The sequence below is a fragment of the Thermococcus sp. genome (assembly GCF_027023865.1).
Classification (GTDB): domain Archaea; phylum Methanobacteriota_B; class Thermococci; order Thermococcales; family Thermococcaceae; genus Thermococcus.
Genome location: NZ_JALVUC010000008.1, coordinates 98,435 through 123,938, shown reverse-complemented (window position 1 = coordinate 123,938; position 25,504 = coordinate 98,435). Strand labels below are relative to the sequence as shown.

Here is a 25,504-nt window from a genome sequence, read left to right as displayed (position 1 = left end):
AGTGGGTTATGAATATTTTATCAACCTTCATAGGGCTGAGCTTTGCCGTGTTCATCTGTCTAATCGTTCCTTCGCCGGCATCAAAGAGGATTATCTCACCTCTGTAGCGGAGCGCTATCGCTGGGACGTTCCTCTCCTTGGTGGGCATTATACCGCCCGTGCCTAGGAAGAACACCTTAAGCATGAAGGTGGATTGGAGAGGGAGTTTAAAAACCCGCCCCTAAACCGTTAAATACTCCGGTGCGGTAGGTCATTCGAGGTGTTGACATGCAGGAGATACTGAAGGCCATCGAGGAGAAGGACTGCAAAAAGGTTGCGACCCTTCTGTACAATAAGGTTGACTCACTTGAGGATGAGGAGCTTAAAGAGGTCCTCGAAAAGGCTGAGAAGCTGGCCATTGAATGTGAAGACTTCGAACTTTACAAGCTCACCACTTACTACTTCCACGAAATTCTCGGAATCGACAAGGTACCGGAGTTTGAGAAGCGGGCTGAGGAGAGGGAAACGTTCGATGCAAAGTTCCAACTGGCAGACCTCTACTACATGATAGGCGAGCTTGAGAAGAGCCTTGAGATTTACAGGGCGCTCCTCGAGGAGGAGACGGCAAAGGGCAACCTCGAGCACGTCGGGAGGATATACTACAACATAGCGCTGATACATGAAGAACTCCAGGAGTACGACAAGTCCCTTCAGCTCATGGAAAAGGCCGAGGAGGCCTTCAGGAACCTTGGGGATGAGGAAGACCTGCTCAGAGTCCAGATACACCACGCCTACGTCAAATTCGAGGCGGGCGACACATACGAGGCCAAGGCGATGCTCGCGGGCCTTCTGTCGAAGATAATCGACAAGAGAGACCTCATCGTGGAAGTCCACCTAAGCTTCGAGGAGATATTCGAGGAGGACGAAGACTACGATGCCGCCTTACAAGAGTGCCTTTACGCCATGCTCTTCGCAAAGGGCACAGACTACGAGGAGATAGCCTTCGGCTCGCTCATGGACGTCCTCTGGCAGCTCTTCCTTGAGGACGATTTTGAGATGATCTACCTGAACATTGACATGTTCTCCAGCGCGTTCCCGGACATGAAAGACTTCTTCGATGCGGTTAAGGCGATAGCCCTCTTCAAGGACGACAAGATGGAGGAGGAAGAGGTGAGCAAGTACGTCGAGAAGGTGACGGACCAGAGGCAGATAGACCTGCTTGAGCTTCTTGGAGAGGCGGAACTCTAGTCCCCTTCCTTTTCTTCGTGGCATACTATCCCCTTATCGGTGCACTTCTCCACCTCAAGCTGAATCGTAACGTGGGTTATCCCGTACTTCTTCAGCCTCTCCTCGACCTCATCTATTATCCCCTGCGCCTCGCTTATCGGTATGTCCTCAACCTCAACGTGGCACTCGAAGTGGACCTCGTTCTCCCCTATGCGCCATGCGTGGAAGTGGTGGGCGTTTCTAACACTCGGAATAGACTCTATCTCTGCTTTTATCGCCTCGAGATCAAGTTCCGGAGATGCCTCCATAAGGACCTCAACGCTCTCCTTCAGTATCCCGTAGCCCTCCCCCATGATGTAGAGTGAGATGAGTACAGTTACGAGCGGGTCAACCCGGGTGACGTTCCACTCGATTATCAGGATTCCACCTATAACAACGGCCACGGAGGAGAGCGTATCGCTCATTAGGTGCAGGTAGGCGGAGCGGACGTTCATGCTCTCGTGGGCGTGGTCGTGGAGGAGCAGAACCGAGAGCAGGTTTGCTAGCAGGCCGATAAGGGCGACGACAAGCATCAACGGGCCGTCTATCGGTTCGGGGTTTTTAAAGCGCCTGTAAGCCTCAACGAGGAGGAAGAGCGAGACTCCAATGAGAACCGCGGAGTTTATAAATGCCACGAGGATTTCGGCCCGCTTGTAGCCGAAGGTGTACTTCTCGTTGGCCTTCCTCTCGCCTACCCTCACCGCAAAGTAGCTCGCGAGCAGGCTTATGGAGTCACTGAAGTTGTGAATGGAGTCGCTGAGCAAAGCGAGGCTCCCGGAAAGTATTCCGCCGATTATCTCGGCGATCGTGATCGTGAGGTTCAGGATAACGGAGATTACCATCCGTCCTTTAAGCTCGCCGTGATGATGGTGATGATGCCCCATTTCAAACACCCTCTTAGGGCCGGGAGTAAGGGTTTAAAAAGATTTTGAACATTAAGATTGTTATCTCAACGAAGCTCTCCTAGAGCATCCTCTACCTTCACCGGGCCATCAACGATAATCATCTTAATTCCAGCCGAATCCAGAATCATCTTCCCCTTCGGACAGTCCGTCCTTGAAATGATGGCGTTGACGCCGAGGTTTACTAGGAAAAGAGCTACCTTCGAGCCGGCCCCGTAAGGTTCCCGCCTGTAGGGATTCTCGATCACTTTGGTTCCTTTAACCCCTCCGTCCTCAAACTCGACCAACGTGAAGGTTTCCGCTCTAACGAGGCTCTCGTGGACCTCATCATCGAGACCGCCCTTTGAAGTTGGAACCGCGACCAGCGTTTTCATCACCGGCCGAAAATGAATGAAAGTATTTTTAAGTGTAGCGCAAATCCCCACCGGTGATGTTATGAAGAGGCTCGAATACAGGGCCGAGCTTGAGTGGGACGGAAACGTCGGGAGCTTCGCAAGGATAAGGGAGTTTCGGCTGAGAACAGACACAAACACTGACGGAAGCAACGAGGGACCCCTACCGGCCGAGTACCTGCTTACCGCCATAGGTGGCTGTCTGACGATAAACTGGGGAAGGCTGATCAAAAAGATGCGCCTAAACGTCGAGGAGATGGAAATAGAGGTCAGGGGCTGGAGGAACCTCAAGGAGCCTCAGCTCCAGGAGATAACCTACCTGGTTAAGATCGTGACGGACGCACCGAAGAGGAAGATACTCCGCGTCAAAGAATTGGCCGAGAAGTATGGAACCGTTTTCAACACCGTGGGAAAGGAGAAGATAAAGGGCGAAGTTGAGATAGTCAGGCCCGAAAAAGCATGACTACCATTCCTCTTCTTCCAGAAGCCCGTACTTGTACAGATTTCTTTTCAACTCTTCAACGGCTCTCTCGGCGTCTTCTCTGGTTTTGGCACCTGAAACGACAACTTTCCCGCTGTTGAAGATGAGTATGGTCGTTCTTGAGTTGCTGACCCTGTAAACCACCCCGGGGAATATCTCCGGCTCGTATTCAACGTTGGGCAGGGTAAGGGCAATCTCATCCAGCTCCAGCTGGCCAAGCCCCACGCCCCCGGCGGCCACGAGGTTCTGCACCCTGATCTCCGGTTCCCCCTTGAATTTTAACCCGAGGGATTCGAGCTTTCTTTTGAGTTCTTCGGTGGCCTGTTTTATGGTTTCAAGGCTCTTTGCACCAGTACAAACGAGCTTTCCGGAGTTAAAGATAAGAAACGTCACACCGAAGGATTCCATCTTGTAAGCTGCCCCCGGGAATATCGACGGGTCATAATGAACCGGGTCAAGCTCACTGGCAATCCTGTCAACGTCAATGTTCCCATGAAGGTCAATGGAAGCCACCACGTTCTCAACTTGGAGCGACATTGATCCCACCGCTCAGGGGTGGGAGCACCACACCTTAACTTTAACGGAAGTATCCACTCACGTGAACCTCCTCTCCAGCACCTTCCTGTGGATGGTCACGCCGGTGAAGAAGAAAGCCATCCCAAAGAGAACCAGCATCCCGAGGTCAACCCATAGCGGGAGGTAACCCCCTCCGAGTGAATGCCTCAGTGCATCGACGTAGTAGGTCAGCGGCGAGACGTATGAGACGAGCCTCCCATAAGCAGGCAGCTTTCCAAGGGGCACGAATATGCCGCTTATGAAGAGGAGTGAGAACTTCACCAGAGAGGTCAACATCATCACATCGGCGGGAACGTCCGTCGGCGGGTATGACGACAAGAGTATTGTCATGGCCGAAAAGGTCCCGACCGCGAGGAGAGTAGCGATAAGGAAGGTTATCCATCCCACGCTTAGTGAGAAGTAAAGCATTGAGGGGAGGGCTATGGCGAAGGTTATCGCGAGTCCGAAATAGAGTGAGGCCTGGAAATCGCCGAGAAGAACGGTTGTGAGCGATACTGGAGCCGTTATAAGTCTTTCAAAGGTTCTTCCACGGCACTCCCAGGGGATTATCGTGGGGCCAACGGCCGTGGCCGTGAAGAAGGCAGTCATGGCAGTCAAGCCGACGAAGAGCTGGTCGCCGCCCAGGTTCCTGCCAATTAGAAAAGCTAGGAAGAGGAAGAAGGGGAATATGAGGCCCATTATAACAACCGGTCCCTTGAGGTAGAAGATGAGCATGTCTTTCTTTGCTATCGCGAAGGAGCGTCTTAAGGTCTCAATCATCCCTACCACCCACCAGCTCCATGAAGACGTCTTCCAGCGAGGGTGAGAGTGTTCTCAGGCTGACTATGTGGAGGTTCTTCTCTTCCGCGTAGCGGACGAGCTCCTTAACCGTTTTATCCGGGTTATCGGTGTAAATCTTCACCTTATCTCCCATGGTTTCCACATTTAATGCCGAAGAAAGGATAGAGGGATCAAAGCGCATCGGCTCGAAGCTCACTTCAACGGAAACGCGCCCTTTAACGAGCTGTTTGAGCTTTTCAGGGGTGTCTATCGCTATCAGCTCTCCCCGTCTGATTATCCCTATCCTTTCGCATAGCTCGTTTGCGTCGTCCATATTGTGGGTGGTGAGGAATATCGTCTTCCCAGCCCTCTTCTCCTCTCTAATCACATCCTTTATGAGGCGCGCGCTTATAACGTCCAGGCCACTCGTCGGCTCATCTAAGAAGTAAAGCTCCGGGTCAGCTATCATTGCCATCGCGAGGATTAACCTTTGCCTCATTCCTTTCGAGAAGCCCCTCACCTTGACGTTTCGCTTTTCATAGATACCAAAGGTTTTAAGGAGTTCAACCGAGCGCTTCTCTATCTCCCGCTTTGACATCCCGTAAAGTCCACCCATAAGGTGGAGGTTCTGCATGGCAGTCATGTCGACATAGGGATTGGCCATTTCAGGAACAATACCGGTCTTCTCCCGGGCTTTTATCTTCTCGCGCTCGTTGAGCATATCGTAGCCGAGAACCCATATTTCACCGGAGTTGGGCTTTAGAACACCTGTAAGCATCCTTATGGTGGTAGTTTTGCCTGCCCCGTTTGGACCGAGGAAGCCGAAGACCTCTCCAGACTTAACGGAGAAACTAACGCCTTTAACAGCCTGGAATGAGCCGTAGTATTTTGTGAGGTTAGCCGCTTCTATGGCTCTCTCCATCTTCTACACCTAAATGAAACTCCTTTCAAAGGTTAAAAAGGTTGGGATGGCCCCTATAAGTGTGTAAACCTTTCGAGTCGATGACACCGCGCGGAATATCTTTCGTATAAAGAGCATTTCAACTGAACTAAAGCTTATATATGTCTGGGAAAAGTGACCTTAGGTGAGCCTAATGAAGGAAGATTACCCTAAGTTATTCGAGCCCATCAACATAGGAAAGGTCCAGCTCATGAACAGGGCAGTTTTTCCACCGATATCCACCAACTTTGCCCTGGAGAACGGCAGGCTGACAGAGAAATTCGTGAAACACTACGAGAGGCGCGCGAGAGGTGGTGTCGGCCTGATAATCGTCGAAAACACGTCCATCGACTTCCCAGAGGGAAAGCACATGCCCTTCCAGCCGAGGATAGACTCAAAGGCCGTCCTCAAGGACTGGGAGTGGTTAGCATTCGAGGTGCACAGATACGAGGGAGTTAAGCTCTCCATCGAACTTGCCCACGAAGGGTGGAAGAAAATAGGCGTCGACTACCTCTCGACCGAGAAGGTGGATGAGCTCCTTGAGAAGTTCGCCTATTCTGCGAGGCTGGCTATGGAAGCGGACTTCGACATGGTGGAAATCCAGGGTGCCCACGGCCTCCTCGTGAACCAGTTCCTCTCGCCTCTAACTAACCATCGCGACGACGAGTGGGGTGAGCCGACAAGGTTTGCGGTTGAGGTAAGGAAGCGCATAGCGAGGGAGTGCGGTTGGGACTTTCCCGTTACGATAAGGCTCGTGGTTGATGATTTCCTCGAGGGTGGCATAAATCTGAGCATGGGCCGCGAGATGGCTTTGGAACTTGCAAAGGCCGGCTACGACATGATACAGGCTGACATTGGCCTAGGTCCAAAGGAGAAGCGCCTCGAACCCATGTACTATCCCCAGGCTTGGCGCGCCTACCTTGCTGAAAAGATAAGGCCGCTCCCGGTTCCGGTGGCGGCAGTGGGGATGATAAGGGAGCCGAAAGTTGCCGAGAGGGTCCTTGAAACGCAGGCTGACCTTGTCATCCTTGGAAGGCCTTTAATAGCGGACCCTGACTGGGTAAAGAAGGTTGCGGAAGGAAAGGAGCACCTCATAAGGCGGTGCATAGGTTGCAGTGAGTGCATCAAGGCAGTCCACGATGAGAAGGGGCCGATAAGGTGCGGTGCAAACCCGAACGTAGGCAACGAGGAGAAAATCCAGCATGCCCCAAGGAAGCGCGTTGTGGCGATAATCGGCGCAGGTCCAGGCGGACTTGAGGCGGCAAGGGTAGCTGGCCTTAGGGGACACGAGATCCACCTCTTCTACGAGGTCTTCGGTGGCCAGCTCGTCCTCGCGAAGGTTCCACCGGGGAAGGCAAAGATAGGCTGGCTCATCGAGTACTATCGCAACGTCTTAGCCGAGATGCCCAACGTCCACTTCCACAAGGGCAAGGCCACCAAGGAGGATGTCATAAAGCTCAACCCCGAGGCCGTCGTCATAGCCACCGGCGCCAACCCAATAGTTCCCTGTTCCGGCGAGAGAGGTCTCATAATCCCCTTTGACAGGATCCTCCGCAGAGAGGTGAAAATCGAGAACAAGGATGTCCTCATCGGTGGTGGGGGGCTGGTAGGGATTGAGACGGCACTCTACCTCGCCCAGTTCAACAACCGGATTAGGATCATCAAGCGCAGTCCCGCTATACTCCCGAACGTCGAGAGGATAACCCGCGGTTACCTCCTTCGGGAGCTTGAGGAGAGGGGAATCCCCATCATAACCGGCAGGAGCTTCGTGAGTGCTGGGGAGGGTTACGCAATAGTTGAGAACACCAAAACCGGGGAGAAGGAGATGATGAAGTGCGACGTTATAGTTGGGGCCTTTGGCATGAGGCCCTACGTGCCCTTCGTTATAGACAGCGTTGAGTACCACGTTATAGGGGATGCAAAATCCGTAAGGAACATAGCGAGCGCCGTCAAAGAGGGCTATGAAGTCGGTAGGAAGCTCTGAGCTTTTTTGCCATTTTTCCCTTGGAAAACTGATTAATCCAATCACACCGAGGGTGCCGTTGTGATGATGATCACCCTCTTGTTGGACTGTCCATCAAGTTTTGGGGATAAAACTTGGGGCAATAAATGCTGACCCATAAACGACAAGAAATCATCTGTAAAATGAACTTAGAAAAGAGGGTGGATCAATCAAAGGACACTGCCTTGAGGGGAATCTTACTCGCTTCCTTGCTCCTTTTTGTATCGTAATAAACGCTCAGAATGCCCCTGATGGCCCTCTTGAGGATAAAGCCATGCCTCTCGATGAGGTCTTTTATGAGAATTTTTGGCCTTAGGTAGAAGGATAGGTAAGCTCTCCTCAGCATTTTGGATATGCCCTCTGGCGTGAAGTACTTGAGTTTCATAACGGGGTCTATCGTTGTGTATCTCCTCCAGTTCCGGGTTAAGAGCAGGCTGTTCTGGATTGCATAGGTCCAGAGCCTCGTTCCTGGGTAGGGTGTCGCTATAGTGAACTGGGCGAAGTCAACGCCAACCTTCTTGGCGAACTTTATGGTTGTCTCGGCTTCAGTTCTTGTCTCCTCTGGGAAGCCAATTATAAACGACCCAAGGGCTTGGAGACCCACCTTTTTTGCGGTTTTAACCGCATCAACTGACTGCTCCGGTGTTATACCTTTTCCTATGAAGTCCAGTGTTTTCTGGGAGCCGGATTCTATCCCAAAGTAGACGGTGTGGCATCCACCGGCCTTCATTGCCCTAGCTATCTTCTCATTGAAAGTGTTCACCCTCGACGATGCAGTCCACGTTATATCGAGACCTTCTTCTTTTATTTTTACGGGGATATCAACTGCCCTCTTCTTGTTAAGGGTGAACGTATCGTCCAAAAACTCTATTTCCCTCCTGCCATACTCGTAGCGGAGTATTGAAAGCTCCTCCAGTACCCTTTCGACGCTGTGACCGCGCCACCGCTTCCCGAACTGGAGCGAGGAGGAGCAGAATGCGCAGTTGAAGGGGCAACCTCTGCTTGTCATTATAGTGCCAAATGGAGTTTTATCGGCGACGTATTTGCCCATAGGAAGGAGGTCATAGGAGGGCATTGGAATTTCGTCTACGTTCTTTATGAGTGGTCTCGGAGGCTCGTTTCGTATCTTACCGTTCCCCTCTTGGTAGGATAACCCGAGGATTCCCCTTAGGGGGCGGCCCTTATCAACTGCATCCACGAGTTCTTTAAAGGTTAGCTCACCTTCTCCTCTTACCACTGCGTCGATGCACGGGCACTCCCTCATCGTCAGTTCTGGCGTAAACGTAACATGTGGACCCCCCATTACTACGAAGATGTTTTCGTTGAAGTTCTTGGTTATCCTCGCAATAGCATAGGCATCATACATAGCTGAAGTTGTGGCGGTTATTCCAACCATATCCGGGTCATAGTGTTTTATTATCTTCATGACGTCTTCAAAGGTTAAGTCCTCGGCTATCCCGTCGACTATCTTGACATCGTGTTCATCACGAACCATGGAGGCAAGATAGGCCAAGCCTAGTGGAGGGCCCGTCGTTCCTACAACCCGCTTTATTGCACTATCCGTTGGAGGAAGAATAAGGAGCACCCTCATTTTCCTCACCCTCAAGAGGTTCTTTACAACAAAGGGCGTAAAAAGGATTAGGGAAAAATTTAAATCATGCCCCTTCAGGAACGGCTTCTTCGTCCTTGAGTTTGCACTTCCACATCCCTGCTATTGCTTTCCAGATCTTGACGTAGCCGACCAGGAAAGGTATCTGGGCTATTGGGGTCACCGCCGGGGCTATGGCCATCAGTCCGGTTCCAGCGGCGAGGGCTATCGCCATTGCAGTTCCCTCGTTCTTCCCAACTGAGGTGAAGGTTATACCCATGTGATCCTTGTAGAGTATCCCCGTAGCCCGGTCAACGATGGTCATGAAGAGGAGGGCAATGATGTAGTAAAGGGCCAGTGGAATGAGGGCAATCCCCACTATTTCTGGCTTCGCCGCTATGAGCCTCGCCTTCTCCATGAAGATTAGGAAGACGATGGTGTACATGCCGAGAAGCGAAATTGCAGGGAACGCTGGTTTAATCCTTAGGAAGCCCTCCGGGCCGAGTTTCCCCATAAGATAGGCCCTCGTGAGGACTCCGAGTATCATGGGCGTTATGACGACGATGATGATGGTCTTGACGAGGAGCCAGACTGAGATCGGGATGTGATAGCTGGAAGCGAATATCTTCAGCCACGCTGGAACTGTAACTATGGCGAGGGTGAAGCTGAGGGCAACGACAATGGTCGCCAGCTCAATGTTGCCCTTGGTGAATCCGGTGTAGGCTATGCTCATCGAAGAGCAGGGAACAACTACCGCCAAGAGAAGCCCGAGGGCGAGCATGTGGTTTACCGGGTGAAATAAGCCGGTCAGCCATATCGCACCGTACATGATGAGCGGGGAGATCACAAGCCCCATCGCGAGGGCTATGGCAAGCTGTTTTCCAAGTTTTGCACTGTTCTTAAGCTCCCCGAGGCGGAGGTTGATCATCATCGGATAGATCATGCTGATGACGACGAGCATGTTGAGGGTCCTGAGCGTCTCGTGGTAGGGCTTTAGGTTGGTATGAGTTCCCACGTAGAAGCCGGCTATCATGGCAAGGATAACGTAAACCGGCAGGTACTTATCAAGGTGGTTCTTAAACTTCAACCAGTTCATTCCTCATCCCCCCCGCACCTGCACTTTGGCTTTATGAGCATGACTGGTCTGAAAGTTTTCTTCAGCACGCGCATCACGGTTGAGCCGATGAGTTCCTTGGAGAAGCCAAGCTTTCCGTGGGTTGGGAGGATTATGAGGGAGACGTCCTCCTCCTCAGCAACATTCACTATCTCCTCCCAGGGGAAGCCGAAACGGACAACGGGTTTGACCTTGTCCGTCTTAAAGGCCTTTTTCACGTCTTCAATCCTTGTCTGGAGTTTCTCTATGATCTTCTCTTTCAGTTTCTCCTCCACCTCTTTGATCTCGATTTCCTCTCTCTCGTAGAGAAGTGAGTAGCCGTTGAGAAGGTCCTCTATGGTTCCTTCGTCTATAACGTGAAGAAGGACTACTTCCCCCACTGGAACCTCGTTTGTCCTCTCAAACCGCTTTGCGGCCCTATATGAGCCTTCGCTGAAATCAGTTGGGAATAACACCTTCCTAAACATGACCTATCACCTGTTTAGTTTTTCATCTTAATTTTTATTCAATTAATTCGGAGAGCCTAACCATTTTTAAACTTTTTGGGTCAGATATGTGTAAAGAGGGACAGGCAATTGGGGGGTAACGTGGTGAAGGTAGGGTTTTACTGATATCCAAAGAATGAACGTGCATTCGCACAAGGTTTATATTTGAAAAGATATTCATAACTACGGTGGTGAAAATGAGGATCGCAATCCCTGCTGAGGAGGACAGAGGCCTTGAGAGCAACGTCAGTGGGCACTTCGGAAGGGCAAGGTACTTCGTCTTTGTCGATGTTGAGGACAACAAGATTAAAAGCTATGAGGCCGTTGGGATTCCCTTTGAAGAACACGGACCCGGTGATTTGCCCGGCTTCATAAAAGAGCACGGGGGGGAGGTTGTTCTAGCTTACGGCATGGGCAGGAAGGCGGTTGATTATTTCAACGACTTCGGGATAACGGTTGTCACAGGTGCCTACGGACCAATCAGGGAGGTCGTTAAAGCCTTCATCGAGCAGGTTCTCGAGGTCGATCCCAACTGGAAGGAGAAGATAAGGCGGGAGAAGGAGCACAAAGGGGAATGCGAAAAGCACAGAGAGTGAACTACCACATCAAAAGCCCCTTTATTATAAGCTCCGACGCCTCTTCTTCAGTTAATCCCCTCGCCATGAGCTGGATGAGCTGGGTCTCGTTTACCCTGCCTATCGAGGCCTCGTGCGTAAGTTCCGCCTTGTCGTTCTTCACTCTCAGCAGGGGAACCGTCTGGACGTCCGCGTTTCCCTTAACTACTTCATGGCACTCGACGTGGCCCTTGGCGTAGTCTCCAAAACCGTACGCTTCGTTCACGACGTTAACTTTTGAGCTGTCGAAGGCTATGACCGTGCTTTTGAGATTTCCCCTTGAACGGGCACCCTCCAGCAGGAGAATTTCCCTGACCTCGACCGAGTCGTCCTCGACTGCCCTGATCTTCGAGGTCAGCTCCGCAACTGCCCTCCCAGCGAGCTTCGCAGTCATCTCAAGCTTGAGCTCCCTCGCGCGGTGCTTCATGAGGGAAAACTTACCAGTGTAGCGGCCGCCCTTCTCGACCTCCACCTCCGTCCTGCTTATCATCTCACCCCATTGCCGTGTATGTGTTCGTCGTCGTAGAGCACCGTGGAGTTCTCGCCAACGGTTATCCCCGCTGTCGCCTCGTGGGTGAAGTCCTCTGCGTAGGGGAATATGCAGTGGGAGGTGAACCTCACTTCCGAGTTCCTTCCGACGGCTATGTTGAACTCAACCCTCTGGTAGCCCTTACCCTTGAGGTAGCCTGTGCAGAGGTGATCGGGAAGGGAAGCTCTACCCCATCGGCTATCCTAACGTCAGCCTTTACGCCGTTTTCTATCTCCTCGCCCTCTATCGCAACTCCAGGGACGTTGTTTAGGCCGATTATCCTGTCCCCGCTGATGATTATGGCCGCGACCCTGTTATCGAAGAGCGATTTATCGAGACCCTCACTCGTACACCTCAAGGAGGGCCTCGTACTCCTTCACGCGGTCAATTTTTATCGTCACGGCGATCCCTCCACGAAGAGGCACCTTCCGCAGGTTTTCCTGTAGTAATCAACGACCTCTCTGGAAAAGCCCTTCTTGACGAGCCTGCCTACGCAGACGAAGTACGCGAAGTCGGTTTTTCCAGCGATTTCCTCGTGGTGGGTGATCAGAATCACCGTCGTTCCCATCTTTTTGAACCTCCCAAAAGCTCCTCGATAAGCTCGCCCGCGGTTATATCAAGGCCCGAATCCGGCTCGTCGAGGATAACGTACCTCGGCTTCAGGAGGAGGAGCGAGGCCAGTTCAATCCTCTTCCGTTCGCCCCCGCTTAGGCCCTTGTCGATAAACCTGTTGGCGTAGAGTTCGTAGGGAGACCAACAAGCTCGAGTGCCTCCCTCATCTCGTCCTCCCCGATCTTCAGCTTTCCGCCGAGGGTGAGGTACTCCCCAATCTTTATCCCCTCGTAGCGCGCCGGCTCCTGCCAGGCCATGCTTATGCCCAGTTTTGCCCTCTCGGTTACGCTCAGCCCAGTGATGTCGTTTCCTTCGAGGAGAACCTGACCTGAGGTCAGTTTCAGCTCGCCCATCAGAATCTTGGCTATCGTTGACTTTCCGGCCCCATTAGACCCGAGTATCGAGTAACTCATGCCCTCTCTGAAAGTTATGTTTACTCTTTGAAGGATTTTCCGCCCGCTTTTCTCATACTCAACGTTTCTCAGGCAGAGCATTTTCATCAATACTTTTTCACATGAATTTGAATTTAAAATTTTCTGGGTAGGGCTGTCCAGAACCAATGGTTAAGAACCAATACATTTGAAAAATATTTTAAATGAAATATTATTAGCCATAACTGAGGTGAGGGCGATGTCGAACGTTGAGGCTCCCGTTATTGGAAAGGACGCACTCGGTAGGGAGGTTAAGGATCTCAGCGTCATCCCCTGGTGGGGGGCTGATAGGAAAGAGATAGAGTGGTACCCGAAGATAAACTACGACCGTTGCGCCGGTTGCGGAATCTGCTTTGTCACCTGCGGACGGCGCGTCTTCGACTGGGATCCAGAGGAGGGGAAGCCGGTTGTGGCGAGGCCCTACAACTGCCTCGTAGGCTGCAACACCTGCTCAATGGTCTGCCCCTGCGATGCCATAGAGTTCCCACCGAGGGAGTTCCTCAAGAAGTGGGTGGCCAAAGCAAGGGTGACAAAGAAGGCCTTCGAGATAGTAGGCCAGATCACGAAAAAGAACCATGTGAGTGAGGAGGAGATAACGGCAACGCCCGAGCAGGATCTACCAAAGAAAGAATGAGGTGTCACAGAACGTTCAAGAGAGTCTTAAGGGCTATGGCGTAGATTATAATCCCTATCACCTTTTTTACCTGCTCGGAGCTCATCTTGAAGTGCATCAAGTGGGTTCCCAGCCAGCCGCCCGCTATTGCGGGAATTGATACCCACAGCAGAAGCCTCCAGTCAAGAGTTCCCATTCCCCCATAGGTTAGAAAGCCACTCAGTGACGAGAAGAACACCACGAGGGCGGTGGTAGCTGCCACTTTCTTCGGCTCGTAGCCGAGGACTATCAGGGCGGGACTTATTATCCCACCGCCGCCCACCCCGAGGAGACCGCCGAGGAAGCCCGCCATTCCACCTATTATTGAGCCTTCAACTACATGGTTGCCCGTCTTTGGATGCCTTCTTGGCTTGAAGAATACCATAACCGTTCCGGAGTAGAGCAGAAAGGCAACGAAGACCCAGAGGACGTAGACTTTGGGGATGAACTTCCCGGCGTAAGCTCCAAGGGGAGCCATGGCCGTGGCAACGAGCAGGATTGGAAGGCCGAAGCGGTGGTCGAGCTTGCCGTGTTTGAGGTTCTTGAGCGTTGCCGAGAGCATCGAGAGTGTGTTGATGAAGAGACCGGTTGGCTTCGCCGTCATCAGTGGGATACCCAGCCACGTCATAGTCGGGACTATCGCTATCGCGCTTCCGACCCCACCTATCGAGAAGATGACGCTGAGAACAAAAGATACGAGTGCAAGCTCCGGGTAGTTCATTAGGACCACCTAATTTTGTTATGCAATTCAAACAAGAGGGAGATTACTTAAATGTTTTTTGGTTCAGATAACGAGGACTTCTAGAGAATTAGCACGTTCCAAGGAACCCCGAAATGGAGGGAGAAGAGTTCAACCAGATCGGGATAATGGAATCAGGAGTCTCCTCACCCGTTTTCTTTCATGTCCAAGCATTTTGCCTCGTACTCAAGCTTGATTATCTTACGAAGAACGCAATCAAGGGTCGTTAAATCCCTTAGGATTTCCCCAAGGTTTGCTTTTCTGGCAGGATCATCGCTCCTTACGATCATCTTTCTAACTATATCTTCAAGGGGGATTACATCACGTTCGAGGATGTCCTTCGGTTGCTGGAGGAACTTCTCCAGAAAAGCCGGAACCGCCGAGAAATATTTCACCCTTCCCCTCTTCTGGTACCTGATGAGGTAATCCCTTGATAGTCGCTTTAGGGACATTGAAACCGCGGACCGACTTAGTCCCAGCTCCCTCGATAGCTCTGCTATGGTAGCGGGCCTGTCCATGAGCAGGAGAAGTCCATAGACCCTACCATCCGTCCCGTCATACCCCCACCTTCTCAAGAAGGCTCCCACTATCTCCATGAAGCGTTTGCAGTCCTCTTGGGTTCCTCCCCATCCAGCCATGACAGTCCTTGCAACCGCTGACATGTTATCACCCCCGGTGAGGGAGACAATGAACGAAGGCAATAAAAAGAAAATTTGAAACGAAATTCAGCTTTTGGCGGTGGCTATGATGGCTCCACCTATGACTGCTATCCATGCCCCAATGGTCCAGAAACCACCGTCAAAAGGCATCGTTATGAAAGCCAGGATCACTACGCTCCAGCCCACTGCCGCAGGGCTCTTCTTGTAGTAGTAGGCTATTCCCATCATTATTAAGCTTAGGATTATTTCGATCCATCCTACGGCGGTTGCGCTTCCGTAGTGCCAGCCATAGAAGTTTCCCGTTGCCAAGACTGCTATACCATCAATCAAAATCAAACAAGCCCCACACAAAGCCGTCCAAAGACCGGATTTCGCAGAGGCCATTCCAAACACCTCCTAAGGTTTCTTCAATCATGCCTACACCCAACTACTATTTAAACTTTTCGGTTATATCTGATATGTCGGTTTTATCCGACATATATGAATCCTGGGGTCTCTCCTTTCCATTTCCAAAATATTTTTAAGGAGCCCTAACACTAATGTAAGGAGCATCATATGAACACTGACTGCTGTGAGGTGATGTCCGTGGAGAGGCTGAAGAACTTCAATCCGGCTGTCTTTGCGAGTGTTATGGGAACCGGTGCAGTGGGGTTAGTAACCTACCGTTACTCATTCTACTGGAGCCCCCTGAAGGATTTGGGTATAGCGCTGACGTATCTCAACGCTGCTCTCTACCTCATCCTCCTCATCCCGTGGTTGTTGAGGTGGGTTCTTTACAGAAAAGAGGCCCTTGAGGATCTTAGGCATCCCTCAAAGGGACACTTCTACGGAACCATCGGAGCGGCGACCGTTGTTCTGGCGGCCCAGTTAATAATGACCCTGCACGACCTGACAGCGGCATGGTACCTCTGGCTCTGGGGGATTGTCCTCACCATCATCTTCGCCTTCTGGATGTCCTACGAGGTCTTCATAGCGGGTGAGGTTGACCTGAGACACCTTTCTCCCGCCTGGTACATCCCCCCGTTGCCCTCGTTATTCTCCCATTCGGATCGATTTTTATGAAAACAACGTCCGGCTACACCAGCCAGTTCGTGATCGCGGTTAACTACCTCGGCTGGGGTGCGGGGTTCTTCCTCTACCTAGTGCTTTACGCGGTGGTTACGCTTCGATTCATAAGGCACGAACTCATGCCACCCCAGATGGCCCCACTTATATGGATGAATCTGGGACCGATAGGGGCGAGCATAACCGCCCTCTTCGCTCTCATAAGAAACTCAACGATACCAATCCCAGAGGAGCCTTTTATGGTGTTCGCCTTCTTTGTATGGGGTCTTGGATTCTGGTGGCTTGTCATGGCCACCGCGCTGACGTTACATTACATCAGAAACCTGAGCCTTCCCTACAGCGGTGTCTGGTGGGCGTTCGTGTTTCCTCTGGGGGCCTTCACAAACGCCACCCTCGATATAGGGAGCGTCTTTGGACTCAGCCTGATGAAGCACTTCGGCTTCATCCTCATGTGGCCCCTGTTGGTGATATGGGCATTTATCCTCGTGAGAATAGTGTTTGAAAGGGGTCATTAAATACAATCCATTCCCCTTTCTTCGAGTTCTATCACATTTTTCAAAACGCACTCCAGTCGCTGGAGATCCTCCATTATAGCCCTGAAGTGATCCTCTCCCTCGGGTGATGCCTCCATGAACCTTTTTACAATCCCTTCCAGCGGGGTTATATCGTGTTCTAAGATTTCCCTTGGTTGTTGGAGGAACTTCTCCAGAAAAGCCGGAACCGCCGAGAAATACTTTGTCTTCCCCTCCTTCCTGTACGTTACTATGTAATCCCTGCCCAGCCGGGATAGTGCCGTTGAAATCGAGGACCTGCTAAGTCCCGTCTCCTCTGCAAGCTCTGCTATGGTAGTTGGTTTATCCTTGAGCAGGAGGTGTGCGTAGACCTTCCCGTCAGTGTGGCTGTAGCCCCACCGGTTCATAAGCTGGGTAACGATGTGGATGAACTTCTTTGAATCCCCCTTTGACGGCATTGGTGTCACCCCCAAGATTCACTCCCTCCTGAAAACCGGAAAAAACAAAACTTAAAAGGGTTTTGAGCTTTGTGGCGCCCATTAGTGATATCACCCCCAGGGGTCCATAAACTCCCACCGAAGGGCATCTCTATCAGTGCCAATGAAACCAGTCTTGCCGAAATCATCTACCCCCTTCATTACCGTATACTATGCCCTACTAGTACTTAACACTTTCGGTTATGTCGGATATGTCAGTATTGGTTGATATATCTGACACAACCGAAAAGTTTAAATGTATTATGGGGTAAATAACAATATGGTTAAATGGATTCGCGACATAGATGATAAAGGTGGTGGAAATGGACGGATGGACTGATAAGGATATTGACTCTCTCGCCGATGTCATGCAGGACCCCTTCCCAAAGGCTATGAATTCACCTCCTTCTCAGAAAAAGGAAAACGAAGAAGGCGGTGGGAACCATTTATCAACGGCGCTAACTGCCTTCAAACTCATCCTTGGAAACCCACTCTCAAGGGCGCTCTTAAGACCGATGCTCAAGCGCTACGAGGTAAACGGCAGGGATCTACCGGCTTTGTACTGGGCGCTCAGCGTTTACGCCGGGGAAAGCCTCAACGAGCCAATGATGATACGTTTCCAGGCGGAAACCCTAAAGCTTCTCCTCAAGCTCGGTATAAAACTGGCCCATGGCGATGAGGAAGCCGTTAAGGAGGCCCTCCTCAGAGACCCGCACATAAGGCGCGGTATCTGGGTTGTCCTTGAGGGAATAGCAAAGTATGGTATAACCGTTCCGCAGAAGCTTGCCGGGCCGTTCCTCGTCGTCTGGAACTTCACCAACATGTGCAACTTCCACTGCAAGCACTGCTATCAGAGGGCGGATAAACCCCTGCCAAGCGAGCTCTCCCTCGAGGAAAAGCTGGATCTCGTTAACCAGTTAGACAGGGCCGGAGTTGCTGCCGTGGCAATAAGCGGTGGTGAGCCAACCATCCACCCAGATTTCCTCAGGATAGTCAAGGAGCTGTCGAGCAGGGGGATACACACCTCCGTGGCAACAAACGGCTGGACCTTCGCGGACATGGAGAACCTTAAGAAGGCCGTTGATGCCGGCATTAAGTACGTCGAGGTGAGCGTTGATTCGGCAAAGCCTGAGAAGCACGACGAGTTCCGCGGTATCCCAGGGGCATGGGAGCACGCGACGAAGGCCCTTGAGAACGCCGTTAATCTAGGGATAAGTCACGGCATGGCGGTTGTGATGGACAAGGACACTTATGGCGAGATCGATGACCTCCTTGACTTGGCCGAGAGCATAGGCGTCAGACGCGTCATCTTCTTCAACCTCGTCCCCACTGGAAGGGCCGAAGACATGCTCAAAGTCGACCTTTCACCGGAGGAACGCGAGGAGTTTATGAAACAGGTCTACCACCAGATGAAGAAGCGCAAGCTGGAACTCCTAACGACGGCCCCGCAGTACGCAAGGGTTACTTTACTAGAGAGCCAGGGCAAGAACGTCACTCCAGCGCATTTCTACATAGGCGAAAACAACGCGGTCAAAACGCTCGCCGAGTTCATAGGCGGTTGCGGCGCCGGGAGGATATACTCAGGAATCGAGCCGGACGGAACTATCGTCCCCTGTGTCTTCCTACCCCTTCCGGTTGGCAACATCCGCCTGAAGCCCTACAAACAGATATGGGAGGAAAGCAACATCTTCAACCTACTCCGTGACAGAGATAACTTCACTGGCCAGTGTAAGACCTGCCCCTACAGGAACATCTGCGGAGGTTGCCGTGCGAGGGCTTATCACTACACCATTGACCTCCTTGGAGACGATCCAGGTTGCATAATCAACAAGCGCCTCTGGGAGGACATAGTGAGGCAGGGTAAACCAAAGGGGATAAGCGAGATCAGCTGGGTCGACGAGAGCGTCGTCATGCGCGGGCCTTCCCTCTACGTGCCAAGCTACTACAGTGCGGTTGAAGTGACGGCTGAGAAACGGCTCTCAAGCGAGTACGTGTCTCAGAGCGCTGAGGTTTGATCTTCCTTTTTCTCAAACTTTAATTTTAAAAAAGAAACTCGAAGCTCAGTAGAACTTTCCAAAGTTGTGCTGGGGAATCGGGCACTGGACTATCCTGCGCGACCAGAGACAGTCAGCACAGCTCGGCTCATTGCCCCAACAGTCTATGTCGCTCGTCTTGACGAAGTCACAGGCGTCAACGAGGGGACAATCTGTGCATGAAGGGTACATATAGTTTTTCATGGTGAAACGGAACCAGGTGTACTTCTCGCTCGTCCATATCTCCGCGAGGCTCTTCTCCCTTACGTTGCCGAAGGAGTAGGCGTTAACTTTCTTCCTCCTTCCGAAGATGTACTCGTAGTAACTGTGGAGGAAGCGATAGCAGGGTGCAACTTCGCCGTCCCACCTAACCACGGCAACGTTGTTCTCGTCGAAGTCGCATTGCCTCTCAGTCTTCAGTTCGAAGTAGGGGAGTTTGATGTAGATGCCGTAGTGGGTTATCTTGTAAAGTTCGTCGAGGATGGGCTTCATGTCAACGCTCCCGTCGTAGACTATGTCCTTCGTCTGCTCCTCTGTCAGGGGGAGGAGGTTCGAGACTAGCATCGAGTCCACGTTGAGGCTCAGAAGGAAGCGTGCCATGTCGGGCAGTTCCCTGTAGTTCTCCTTCGTGACGACGACCTCAACTCCCACGCTTGGCTTGTGCGTTCCGTATTCCTCGCGGTACTTCACGAGCCTCCGTATCTTGTCGGCGGTCGCGGCCGCGGCGATGTGCCCAAGGGTTATGGCATTCTGAGCTGTGGGGACGGTATCCATAGAGAAGTACATGAGTTCAACACCGAGCTTGGCGAACTCGCGGAGCATCTTGTCAGTTAAAAGGGTTCCGTTGCTACTTATGCCGATGGCGAAGCCCCTCCTCTTCACCTCACGCACCATGTCCATGAAGCGCGGGTGAACCGAAGGCTCGCCGATACCGCCGAAGTATATCATCTCGAGATTCGGGAACTCCTCGGCGTCGTCGAGTATCTTTAGGAAGAGGTCCCAGTTCATGTCACCCTCCGTGTCATCCCAGTACTGCTTGAAGCACATCTCGCACTTGAGGTTACATCTGCTCGTGACCTCAATGTAGAGGTATTTCATGTCAAGCTTGGGTTTTATCATGACCTTTCCGTCCCAGAGGAAGAAGGTGTACTCCTTGTCAGGCTTAATCGCCACTCCCATCGCCCCCTACGGATGAAAAATCCAACCCTAACTGACCAACGTTCTTCCATACCATAATACCACCTGATTGGTCTCAGTTTTTGACGGAAACGTGTTAAAAGGATTGCTGGACAAAAATGGGGAGTGAAGCAGGGCTTTGCCTGTTCAGCACTCCAGGTATAAGACATATTGTGTGATAATGTGCATTTACAAATGTTTTAAGAGAACACTTTCTGTAGTGGGGCGGTAGTCTCCATCAACCTTTGTCAAACAAAACTTGATCAAATGCCTCTAACACTGTATAATCATCTTAAAGCATTCTAAGAGATACCCATGGAAACCTTTTCTGTTCAAAAGAAGGTTAAGAATAGCAAAGTAAGAGAAAAGGGGAAATCACAGGAACTCCTCTATGCCAAGCTCCTTCGCTTTCTCCGGCGTGACCCTTCCGTCCTCGGTCCAACCGCGCATCTTGTAGAACCTCGGGAGCATCTCCTTTAAGCGGACGGTGTGCCCCTTGTTCGGTCCCTCCGGCATCGGCTCCTCCAAGAAGCGCTTGGGCAAGGTGTCGTCCTTAAGCGGGTCGAGTCCGGCTTTCAGGTTGAATATCCTCTCGGCGTTCCAGATGCGCTCTCCTATCTTGAGGTAGTCCTCGGTCGAGAAATCCCAGCCAAGGGCCGCGTTGAGCATGTCGCGGTAGTCACCAGCTCCAAGGCCAAAGGTCGTGAAGACACAGAGACCGGCTGCGTCGATTATCGCGGTGAGGTCCTGGAAGAGCAGGAGCATCTTTATCTTGTCGTCGCTTATGTCATGCGGATCCATCTTGTACGGGTAGCCGAGTATCTCCGGGCTTATCATGTAGTTCTTGATGTGGCAGCCGCCGCGGTTGTTGGTAGCGTAGCCGAGTCCGTGTCCCTCCGCCCCACGCGGATCGTAGGCTGGAAGCTCGAGCTTCTTAACGCTCATCGAGAACTCTGGATGTCCGTAGCTCTCAGCAAAGCTGTAGCTCCCCTCTGCGAGCTTGTCACCGATTCCCTTCCTGTAGGCTATCTTTTCGATGTAGTAATGGAGAACCTCCGTGTTGCCCCACCTGAATGGTGGTGCCTCCTTTCCAAGCTCCTCTTCCTTGAGGTGGCCTTTCTCGTAAAGCTCCATCGCAGCTGCTAAAGTTCCACCGGTCGAGATGGTGTCGAGACCGAACTCGTCGCACTGGTGGTTTGCCTCGATTATGCTAGCGAGGTCGTTTATACCGAGGTCTGCTCCGAGCGCCCAGATGCTCTCGTACTCCGGCCCTTCGGTGACTCCAATGGTCATGAGCTTGTTAACCCTTCCACAGCCTATCGGACAGGCGTAGCAGGGCTGGTTCCTTATGAGGTACTTCGCCGTCATCGCCTCGCCGCTGTGCTCCTCGGCCAGCTCAAACACACCCGTCTGGAAGTTTCTAGCTGGATACAAACCGTTGGAGTTTATGATGTTGACCAGAACTGCGGTTCCGTAGTTGGGCAGTCCGCCGCCGGCTACAGGATCGTTCTTGAGCTTGTTTATCTTCTCCTTGATGGTAAGCATGAATTTCTGCTTGTCGGCTATGGGAACGCGCTTGTGGCCCTCGACGGCTATCGCCTTGAGGTTCTTACTTCCCATCACCGCTCCAACGCCGGCCCTTCCTGCGGCGCGGTGACCGTCGTTCATAACCGCTGAGAACTTAACGAGGTTTTCTCCAGCAGGACCGATGCTGGCTATGTGGAGCTTCTTGCTCCCTATCTCCTTCTTGAGGGTCCCCTCTGTCTCACTCACAATCTTGCCCCAGAGGTGGCTTGCGTCGCGAATCTCAACGTTGTCGTCGTTGATGTAGATGTAGACTGGACTGTCGGCTTTGCCTTCAACTACAATTCCATCCCAGCCGGCGAATTTCAGTTCCGCCCCAAAGTAGCCGCCCGAGTTGGACATGGTTATGAAGCCAGTCTGCGGGCTCTTTGTCACTATGTTGTACCTGCCGCCGGTCGGGGCACTGGTTCCGCTCAGCGGACCGGGCATTATGATGAGCTTGTTCTCAGGACTCAGGGCGTCGGCCTTCGGGTCCATCTCCTTGAGGAGGAAATATATCGCCAAACCCCTGCTCCCAAGCCACTTCTTGGCCAGTCCCTCGTCGTACTCTTCAACCTTAACCTCCCCTGTGGAGAGGTTCACGCGCAAAAATTTACCCCAGTTTCCATACATGGACATCGCCAGAACTACTTGTACATTCATCCCTATAAATTTTCGCGAAAATGAAAACCGGCTTCGAAAAGAATTTGTTAAACAAAAATATTCAAATTCAAACTCCTGGACCCCTACTACTCCCCGAGATGATGAAGATGGTAAACTCAACATCAAGGTGCTTCGTCAAAGCTCCTCCCGGAGAGAGGGGCCAGAACACGAAAAACCTCTGACGGGAAACTGCATCATGCCCTCCGATGTCATAGACGTTGACCTCTGCCCCAGGGAGGACCACCATCGGCCTGATGATGGCCACGTAGTTCATGAGAACAGGCATCATGTCGGTTGCGTTAGTTCCACCGTCGTAGACGCGGTAGACCAGCATTGGGCCAACTGCGGGAAGGCCGAGCTTCTCAAAGCCATCTCCGCGAAGATGATACCTCTCCAGTGGGACGGAGTGAAGCACGCAGGAAGGGGTGAGGCAGAGAGAGCCGTCCGTGGGAGAGTGGAGGTAAAAGTATATCGAGGTCATCTCGTAAGCAGAGAAAGAAGTGAAAAAGAACGCCACGAGTAGGTAAACAGCGAGCCGCTTAAGCCTGTAATTGCTCTTCTTAATATATTCCCTGTTGAAGTACGCCCACAGTATCAGAGCGACTGGTATAGAAAAGTAGTAGACCACAAAAAGCATACCAAACAACACTGGATTGGTGGCATGTGCTATGTACGCCATGGTTTACTCACCATTAAATTTTAGGGCAAGGGAGTTAAAAAGTTACCTCCTCGCCTCCGGAAGATTGCCATGGAGCACCTCAACCGTCTCGGGGGTGTGCTTTATGAAAGCCCCTCCTTCTTTCACCACAAACTTCCGCGAGGGACCTGGCGGGACACCATTCGACTCGTAAACCAACCCCTGCACGTCTGGATCATGATAAAGCAGGAGCGTCGAGCCAGGGAGATTGAGTATCGAATCCACCGCGTATTGAGTCGCCACAACCGTAACGCGTCTCCTCAGTGGTCTTGTAAGGAGCGGGAGGGCGGCATTTCCAGCCGTCGTGTATCCAAGAACCGCGCCGTCGAAGATTCCAACGACCGTTTCCCTGCGCTTCTCAAGTGCTGCCGCCAAGATTAGAAAGGCCATACCAACGAGTGTTGAGTTGTGGACCTTCCCCATGTCAACGAGGACGTTCTTCCCGAGTTTTGGGATTTTTCCGGAGTAGAACGCCTCGTCAAGTGGAGTGTAGCTCTCAAGGATAACTTCCGAGTACTTCTCCCCGGCTTTAGCCGCCTCTGGAACACTTTTGATCTTCCCACTCAGAATGTCGGAGTAGAGCCTGTCTGTTAGGGTTCTGTCAAGGCCGTAGATGGTCTGTACTATCGTTGCCGCAATGTAAGGGTCGAAGTAACCCCCAGTACCCATATGTATGGGATCGAGGCCCGTTCCCTTTCCGTCTTCAATCGAGATAACCGTGTCAAAGCCCTCCTTCGGGAACTCCCCGGTCGTGTCGAAGACCACCGCGGAGTAGCTGAGCTTTCTGTATTCTCCGACCAAGTATTCCAGCAGTTCTAGGGGATAACTGTCCATGCCGAGGACCTTCAGGGTCCTACCGTGGTAAACTGGGTCGTAGAAAACGTCCTCTCCCTCTCTCTCCAAGAGGCGGACGGCTATGCGTGAGTACTTCATACCATCACCAAAAGGGAATAAGGAAGAGGAAGTATAAACGGCTTTCTAAACCACCCTCACCATCTTCTCCATCCATGGACTTACGCGGACCCTTATATAACCGCGGAGCTTCTCATCAACTTCTCTGTCACCGGTGTAAGCCCTTACAATGCCATTTGAGACCTTAGAGGGGGCCGCGACGACAATTATGTTTTCCTTCGGGATGTTCCTGAGGACGTCGGCCGAGAATTGCTGGTTTCCCCTGCCAAAGAGGAAGCCCAAACCCCCTATGACTGTCACGACCACTCTCGGGTTCCTTTCAACGAACTTGAGGAGGTCCTTCTCAGTTGCATCCTTCACGATGAGTCTCGCCCTTCCGTCCTTTATCTCGACGACATCAACACCGAGGAGCGTCCCATCGATTCCAAGGAGATCTTTGAGTCGTTTTACCGTTGAACCGGCGCCAAGGAAGTAGATTCCATTCCCAAGCTCCTCCGCGAGGGCTTCAACCGTAGCCTGAACATCCTCGCTCTCATCCGTCCTCGTTGGTTCCTTTGCCCCCTGAAGGAGAAGCTCGGCGTAGGGGGTCAAGGCCTTCCCGAAGTGCTTTGGCTTCACCTCATCGTGCCTAAAGGCCTCCTCATCGAGGTCCATGACGTCCCTCTCAACGAGTCTCGCGTTTCCCTTGAGGAACTCGACCAGCAAACGCGCCGCGTCCTCCGGTGATGATGCAAAGACCCCTGAGAACATCTTCACCCCCGTTGGGACGCCAAGGATTGGCACCCTTTTCCCAACGGCGCTGAAAACGTCCCTAGCCGTTCCATCTCCTCCGGCGAAGACGATTATATCGACATTATCGACCATCTTTCCGGCAAGTTCTTTGGTGTCCTTCGCGGTTGTGTCAGGGATTTCAGCGTCCCTAACCTTCCGATAGTTTATCTTCCTGTGCTCCAGAACTTCAAATGAGAAGTCGAATTCCCGCAGGACGTCCGCCCCGAGCGGGCCGGGTCCGGTGAGGAACTCAAGATCCTCAAATTCCTCGTATCCTTCAAGCTCCCTCATGAAGAGCCTCGCAACGTCCCCCGCGACGGGCCTGGCACCACGCTTTATCGCCTCTTCCACGACGCCGTCAGTGCCCTTGAGGGCCACCCTGCCGCCCATTCCAGCTATGGGGTTGACTATGAAGCCGATCTTTCGACTCATCTCTATCGCCGGAAATAATAAGCGGGGGAACTTTAAATGTTTCACCTCATGTACTCCAACGTGAATACTCTGACCTCCTCCCCGTCGTGAACGGCGAGGGTTCAAGTTAACCCCTCGCCAGCAGGCGGTTCGGTTTACGGGCACTCATTCACCTACTCCCGTCACCAGTTTCGGCTCAGCCCGAGGGCACGGTCTCGTGCCCGTTACCCCTACCGCTGAACGGTTTGGGGTTATCATTCCAAAGGCCCACTCGTTAGTTTCAGACTGCCTCAGCGGGCAGTCTTTCGAAGACGCTTAACAGCGTCAAACCACTCTAAAGCAGAGTGGTAACGTGAAACCCCTCATCTCATCGGGTTGTTCTTGAGTGGCCTCTCCGAGGCCTTATTAAGTTGCAAAAACTTAAAAGGGTTTTCGGTGGTTTAAGGGTTGTTAGGTGGTTTACTTCATCCCCGCCCTAAAGGGCGAGGCTTTCGGGAAGAAAAAT

At 52.1% G+C, this 25,504-nt stretch carries 29 protein-coding genes and 2 pseudogenes; 7 read left to right on the top strand and 24 right to left on the bottom strand.

Going from position 1 to position 25,504, the window contains the following annotated elements:
• A pseudogene (locus tag MV421_RS02325) lies at positions 1 to 184 on the bottom strand (ribonuclease Z); the annotation flags it as partial.
• Between the two features lie 83 nt (positions 185 to 267).
• Between MV421_RS02325 and MV421_RS02320 the strand changes: the two are divergent.
• Positions 268 to 1,227: a tetratricopeptide repeat protein gene (locus MV421_RS02320; RefSeq protein WP_297517763.1), complete on the top strand. Its 960-nt coding sequence runs from the start codon at positions 268 to 270 to the stop codon at positions 1,225 to 1,227.
• Here the strand turns inward: MV421_RS02320 and MV421_RS02315 are convergent.
• Both MV421_RS02315 and MV421_RS02310 read right to left on the bottom strand, forming a co-directional pair.
• Positions 1,224 to 2,129 carry a cation diffusion facilitator family transporter gene (locus MV421_RS02315; protein WP_297504051.1) on the bottom strand — a complete coding sequence of 302 codons (906 nt, stop codon included), beginning with the start codon at positions 2,127 to 2,129 and terminating at the stop codon, positions 1,224 to 1,226. The two genes, MV421_RS02320 and MV421_RS02315, sit on opposite strands and share 4 nt — an antisense overlap.
• A 65-nt stretch (positions 2,130 to 2,194) precedes the next feature.
• Positions 2,195 to 2,521, bottom strand: a complete 327-nt coding sequence (locus MV421_RS02310) for a NifB/NifX family molybdenum-iron cluster-binding protein (RefSeq protein ID WP_297504054.1) — start codon at positions 2,519 to 2,521, stop codon at positions 2,195 to 2,197.
• 61 nt (positions 2,522 to 2,582) lie between these two features.
• Between MV421_RS02310 and MV421_RS02305 the strand changes: the two genes are divergently transcribed.
• Positions 2,583 to 3,002: an OsmC family protein gene (locus MV421_RS02305; RefSeq protein ID WP_297504040.1), complete on the top strand. Its 420-nt coding sequence runs from the start codon at positions 2,583 to 2,585 to the stop codon at positions 3,000 to 3,002.
• Here MV421_RS02305 and MV421_RS02300 read toward each other — a convergent pair whose 3' ends face one another.
• Genes MV421_RS02300 through MV421_RS02290 form a run of 3 tightly spaced genes read right to left on the bottom strand, consistent with a single transcriptional unit; the run spans position 3,003 to position 5,277 of the window.
• Positions 3,003 to 3,557 carry a TATA-box-binding protein gene (locus MV421_RS02300; protein ID WP_297421652.1) on the bottom strand — a complete coding sequence of 185 codons (555 nt, stop codon included), beginning with the start codon at positions 3,555 to 3,557 and terminating at the stop codon, positions 3,003 to 3,005.
• 57 nt (positions 3,558 to 3,614) lie between these two features.
• Positions 3,615 to 4,355, bottom strand: coding sequence for an ABC transporter permease (locus MV421_RS02295; RefSeq protein ID WP_297421654.1), 741 nt, complete (start codon positions 4,353 to 4,355; stop codon positions 3,615 to 3,617).
• Complete coding sequence (locus tag MV421_RS02290; protein ID WP_297504046.1) at positions 4,348 to 5,277, bottom strand: ATP-binding cassette domain-containing protein; 930 nt, start codon at positions 5,275 to 5,277, stop codon at positions 4,348 to 4,350. Before MV421_RS02290 ends, MV421_RS02295 begins: the two co-directional genes overlap by 8 nt.
• Before the next feature lie 172 nt (positions 5,278 to 5,449).
• On the opposite strand from MV421_RS02290, the gene MV421_RS02285 reads away from it, so the two are divergent.
• Complete coding sequence (locus MV421_RS02285) at positions 5,450 to 7,279, top strand: FAD-dependent oxidoreductase (RefSeq protein ID WP_297504057.1); 1,830 nt, start codon at positions 5,450 to 5,452, stop codon at positions 7,277 to 7,279.
• A gap of 184 nt (positions 7,280 to 7,463) precedes the next feature.
• On the opposite strand, the gene MV421_RS02280 is transcribed toward MV421_RS02285, so the two are convergent.
• The 3 genes from MV421_RS02280 to MV421_RS02270 all read right to left on the bottom strand — a co-directional run bounded on the left by MV421_RS02280 (position 7,464) and on the right by MV421_RS02270 (position 10,466).
• Complete coding sequence (locus MV421_RS02280; RefSeq protein ID WP_297419913.1) at positions 7,464 to 8,888, bottom strand: radical SAM protein; 1,425 nt, start codon at positions 8,886 to 8,888, stop codon at positions 7,464 to 7,466.
• A 64-nt stretch (positions 8,889 to 8,952) separates the two neighbouring features.
• The gene (locus MV421_RS02275) at positions 8,953 to 9,981 is read right to left on the bottom strand and encodes an arsenic resistance protein (RefSeq protein ID WP_297419916.1); all 1,029 of its coding nucleotides are present in this window, start codon (positions 9,979 to 9,981) and stop codon (positions 8,953 to 8,955) included.
• Positions 9,978 to 10,466, bottom strand: a complete 489-nt coding sequence (locus tag MV421_RS02270) for a universal stress protein (RefSeq protein WP_297419920.1) — start codon at positions 10,464 to 10,466, stop codon at positions 9,978 to 9,980. The genes MV421_RS02275 and MV421_RS02270 overlap by 4 nt, the downstream gene beginning before the upstream one ends.
• A gap of 215 nt (positions 10,467 to 10,681) precedes the next feature.
• On the opposite strand from MV421_RS02270, the gene MV421_RS02265 reads away from it, so the two are divergent.
• Entirely contained in the window at positions 10,682 to 11,080 is a 399-nt protein-coding gene (locus tag MV421_RS02265; protein WP_297419962.1) for a NifB/NifX family molybdenum-iron cluster-binding protein, read from the top strand.
• A gap of 1 nt (position 11,081) precedes the next feature.
• Here the strand turns inward: MV421_RS02265 and MV421_RS11015 are convergent, their stop codons facing one another.
• The 6 genes from MV421_RS11015 to MV421_RS10990 are packed head-to-tail and all read right to left on the bottom strand — an operon-like array spanning position 11,082 to position 12,739.
• Positions 11,082 to 11,588, bottom strand: coding sequence for a SufD family Fe-S cluster assembly protein (locus MV421_RS11015; protein WP_297419923.1), 507 nt, complete (start codon positions 11,586 to 11,588; stop codon positions 11,082 to 11,084).
• Positions 11,585 to 11,719 carry a hypothetical protein gene (locus MV421_RS11010; protein WP_297419925.1) on the bottom strand — a complete coding sequence of 45 codons (135 nt, stop codon included), beginning with the start codon at positions 11,717 to 11,719 and terminating at the stop codon, positions 11,585 to 11,587. Before MV421_RS11010 ends, MV421_RS11015 begins: the two co-directional genes overlap by 4 nt.
• A 20-nt stretch (positions 11,720 to 11,739) precedes the next feature.
• On the bottom strand, positions 11,740 to 11,985 hold the full coding sequence (locus tag MV421_RS11005) for a hypothetical protein (protein ID WP_297419928.1): 246 nt from the start codon (positions 11,983 to 11,985) through the stop codon (positions 11,740 to 11,742).
• Between the two features lie 39 nt (positions 11,986 to 12,024).
• Entirely contained in the window at positions 12,025 to 12,195 is a 171-nt protein-coding gene (locus tag MV421_RS11000; RefSeq protein ID WP_366938863.1) for a hypothetical protein, read from the bottom strand.
• A complete protein-coding gene (locus MV421_RS10995; protein ID WP_367271104.1) occupies positions 12,180 to 12,308 on the bottom strand; it encodes a hypothetical protein in 129 nt (42 codons plus the stop codon). The genes MV421_RS11000 and MV421_RS10995 overlap by 16 nt, the downstream gene beginning before the upstream one ends.
• Positions 12,309 to 12,334: 26 nt before the next feature.
• Positions 12,335 to 12,739, bottom strand: a complete 405-nt coding sequence (locus MV421_RS10990) for an ATP-binding cassette domain-containing protein (RefSeq protein ID WP_366938864.1) — start codon at positions 12,737 to 12,739, stop codon at positions 12,335 to 12,337.
• A 130-nt stretch (positions 12,740 to 12,869) separates the two neighbouring features.
• Between MV421_RS10990 and MV421_RS02250 the strand changes: the two genes are divergently transcribed.
• Positions 12,870 to 13,304 (top strand): ferredoxin family protein, encoded by a 435-nt coding sequence (locus MV421_RS02250; protein ID WP_297419931.1) that lies wholly within the window; start codon positions 12,870 to 12,872, stop codon positions 13,302 to 13,304.
• Positions 13,305 to 13,308: 4 nt separating this feature from the next.
• Here the strand turns inward: MV421_RS02250 and MV421_RS02245 are convergent, their stop codons facing one another.
• From MV421_RS02245 to MV421_RS02235, 3 genes are all read right to left on the bottom strand, one after another.
• Entirely contained in the window at positions 13,309 to 14,043 is a 735-nt protein-coding gene (locus MV421_RS02245; RefSeq protein WP_297419934.1) for a sulfite exporter TauE/SafE family protein, read from the bottom strand.
• A gap of 164 nt (positions 14,044 to 14,207) precedes the next feature.
• A complete protein-coding gene (locus MV421_RS02240; protein WP_297419937.1) occupies positions 14,208 to 14,723 on the bottom strand; it encodes an ArsR family transcriptional regulator in 516 nt (171 codons plus the stop codon).
• A 63-nt stretch (positions 14,724 to 14,786) separates the two neighbouring features.
• Positions 14,787 to 15,056, bottom strand: coding sequence for a hypothetical protein (locus MV421_RS02235; protein WP_297419940.1), 270 nt, complete (start codon positions 15,054 to 15,056; stop codon positions 14,787 to 14,789).
• A gap of 219 nt (positions 15,057 to 15,275) precedes the next feature.
• Between MV421_RS02235 and tdt the strand changes: the two are divergent.
• Positions 15,276 to 16,300: pseudogene (tdt, locus tag MV421_RS10985) on the top strand (tellurite-resistance/dicarboxylate transporter).
• Here tdt and MV421_RS02220 read toward each other — a convergent pair.
• The gene (locus tag MV421_RS02220; protein WP_297419945.1) at positions 16,297 to 16,755 is read right to left on the bottom strand and encodes a GbsR/MarR family transcriptional regulator; all 459 of its coding nucleotides are present in this window, start codon (positions 16,753 to 16,755) and stop codon (positions 16,297 to 16,299) included. The pseudogene tdt and the gene MV421_RS02220 overlap by 4 nt on opposite strands.
• A gap of 341 nt (positions 16,756 to 17,096) precedes the next feature.
• Between MV421_RS02220 and MV421_RS02215 the strand changes: the two genes are divergently transcribed.
• On the top strand, positions 17,097 to 18,788 hold the full coding sequence (locus MV421_RS02215; protein ID WP_297419948.1) for a radical SAM protein: 1,692 nt from the start codon (positions 17,097 to 17,099) through the stop codon (positions 18,786 to 18,788).
• A 45-nt stretch (positions 18,789 to 18,833) separates the two neighbouring features.
• Here the strand turns inward: MV421_RS02215 and MV421_RS02210 are convergent, their stop codons facing one another.
• The 5 genes from MV421_RS02210 to MV421_RS02190 form a co-directional block, all read right to left on the bottom strand.
• On the bottom strand, positions 18,834 to 19,985 hold the full coding sequence (locus MV421_RS02210; protein ID WP_297419950.1) for a tungsten cofactor oxidoreductase radical SAM maturase: 1,152 nt from the start codon (positions 19,983 to 19,985) through the stop codon (positions 18,834 to 18,836).
• 372 nt (positions 19,986 to 20,357) lie between these two features.
• On the bottom strand, positions 20,358 to 22,178 hold the full coding sequence (gene aor / locus MV421_RS02205) for an aldehyde ferredoxin oxidoreductase (RefSeq protein ID WP_297504060.1): 1,821 nt from the start codon (positions 22,176 to 22,178) through the stop codon (positions 20,358 to 20,360).
• Between the two features lie 97 nt (positions 22,179 to 22,275).
• The gene (locus MV421_RS02200) at positions 22,276 to 22,887 is read right to left on the bottom strand and encodes a hypothetical protein (protein WP_297504049.1); all 612 of its coding nucleotides are present in this window, start codon (positions 22,885 to 22,887) and stop codon (positions 22,276 to 22,278) included.
• Between the two features lie 42 nt (positions 22,888 to 22,929).
• Complete coding sequence (locus tag MV421_RS02195) at positions 22,930 to 23,838, bottom strand: hypothetical protein (RefSeq protein ID WP_297419956.1); 909 nt, start codon at positions 23,836 to 23,838, stop codon at positions 22,930 to 22,932.
• Between the two features lie 45 nt (positions 23,839 to 23,883).
• Positions 23,884 to 25,020 (bottom strand): ATP-NAD kinase family protein, encoded by a 1,137-nt coding sequence (locus MV421_RS02190; protein WP_297419959.1) that lies wholly within the window; start codon positions 25,018 to 25,020, stop codon positions 23,884 to 23,886.
• Positions 25,021 to 25,504 lie beyond the last annotated feature (484 nt).

Excerpts from the sequence above, each read along its gene's own strand:
- MV421_RS02290 (WP_297504046.1), bottom strand. The coding sequence starts at position 5,277 with ATGGAGAGAGCCATAGAAGCGGCTAACCTCACAAAATACTACGGCTCA.
- MV421_RS11015 (WP_297419923.1), bottom strand. The coding sequence starts at position 11,588 with ATGATAAGCAGGACGGAGGTGGAGGTCGAGAAGGGCGGCCGCTACACT.
- MV421_RS11000 (WP_366938863.1), bottom strand. The coding sequence starts at position 12,195 with ATGGGAACGACGGTGATTCTGATCACCCACCACGAGGAAATCGCTGGA.
- MV421_RS02220 (WP_297419945.1), bottom strand. The coding sequence starts at position 16,755 with ATGCCGTCAAAGGGGGATTCAAAGAAGTTCATCCACATCGTTACCCAG.
- MV421_RS02275 (WP_297419916.1), bottom strand. The coding sequence starts at position 9,981 with ATGAACTGGTTGAAGTTTAAGAACCACCTTGATAAGTACCTGCCGGTT.
- aor (WP_297504060.1), bottom strand. The coding sequence starts at position 22,178 with ATGTATGGAAACTGGGGTAAATTTTTGCGCGTGAACCTCTCCACAGGG.
- MV421_RS02305 (WP_297504040.1), top strand. The coding sequence starts at position 2,583 with ATGAAGAGGCTCGAATACAGGGCCGAGCTTGAGTGGGACGGAAACGTC.
- MV421_RS02250 (WP_297419931.1), top strand. The coding sequence starts at position 12,870 with ATGTCGAACGTTGAGGCTCCCGTTATTGGAAAGGACGCACTCGGTAGG.
- MV421_RS02190 (WP_297419959.1), bottom strand. The coding sequence starts at position 25,020 with ATGAGTCGAAAGATCGGCTTCATAGTCAACCCCATAGCTGGAATGGGC.
- MV421_RS02265 (WP_297419962.1), top strand. The coding sequence starts at position 10,682 with ATGAGGATCGCAATCCCTGCTGAGGAGGACAGAGGCCTTGAGAGCAAC.
- MV421_RS02280 (WP_297419913.1), bottom strand. The coding sequence starts at position 8,888 with ATGAGGGTGCTCCTTATTCTTCCTCCAACGGATAGTGCAATAAAGCGG.
- MV421_RS02240 (WP_297419937.1), bottom strand. The coding sequence starts at position 14,723 with ATGTCAGCGGTTGCAAGGACTGTCATGGCTGGATGGGGAGGAACCCAA.
- MV421_RS10990 (WP_366938864.1), bottom strand. The coding sequence starts at position 12,739 with ATGAAAATGCTCTGCCTGAGAAACGTTGAGTATGAGAAAAGCGGGCGG.
- MV421_RS02300 (WP_297421652.1), bottom strand. The coding sequence starts at position 3,557 with ATGTCGCTCCAAGTTGAGAACGTGGTGGCTTCCATTGACCTTCATGGG.
- MV421_RS02200 (WP_297504049.1), bottom strand. The coding sequence starts at position 22,887 with ATGGCGTACATAGCACATGCCACCAATCCAGTGTTGTTTGGTATGCTT.
- MV421_RS02215 (WP_297419948.1), top strand. The coding sequence starts at position 17,097 with ATGGACGGATGGACTGATAAGGATATTGACTCTCTCGCCGATGTCATG.
- MV421_RS02195 (WP_297419956.1), bottom strand. The coding sequence starts at position 23,838 with ATGAAGTACTCACGCATAGCCGTCCGCCTCTTGGAGAGAGAGGGAGAG.
- MV421_RS02210 (WP_297419950.1), bottom strand. The coding sequence starts at position 19,985 with ATGGGAGTGGCGATTAAGCCTGACAAGGAGTACACCTTCTTCCTCTGG.
- MV421_RS02320 (WP_297517763.1), top strand. The coding sequence starts at position 268 with ATGCAGGAGATACTGAAGGCCATCGAGGAGAAGGACTGCAAAAAGGTT.
- MV421_RS02285 (WP_297504057.1), top strand. The coding sequence starts at position 5,450 with ATGAAGGAAGATTACCCTAAGTTATTCGAGCCCATCAACATAGGAAAG.
- MV421_RS02245 (WP_297419934.1), bottom strand. The coding sequence starts at position 14,043 with ATGAACTACCCGGAGCTTGCACTCGTATCTTTTGTTCTCAGCGTCATC.
- MV421_RS02295 (WP_297421654.1), bottom strand. The coding sequence starts at position 4,355 with ATGATTGAGACCTTAAGACGCTCCTTCGCGATAGCAAAGAAAGACATG.
- MV421_RS02310 (WP_297504054.1), bottom strand. The coding sequence starts at position 2,521 with ATGAAAACGCTGGTCGCGGTTCCAACTTCAAAGGGCGGTCTCGATGAT.
- MV421_RS02315 (WP_297504051.1), bottom strand. The coding sequence starts at position 2,129 with ATGGGGCATCATCACCATCATCACGGCGAGCTTAAAGGACGGATGGTA.
- MV421_RS02270 (WP_297419920.1), bottom strand. The coding sequence starts at position 10,466 with ATGTTTAGGAAGGTGTTATTCCCAACTGATTTCAGCGAAGGCTCATAT.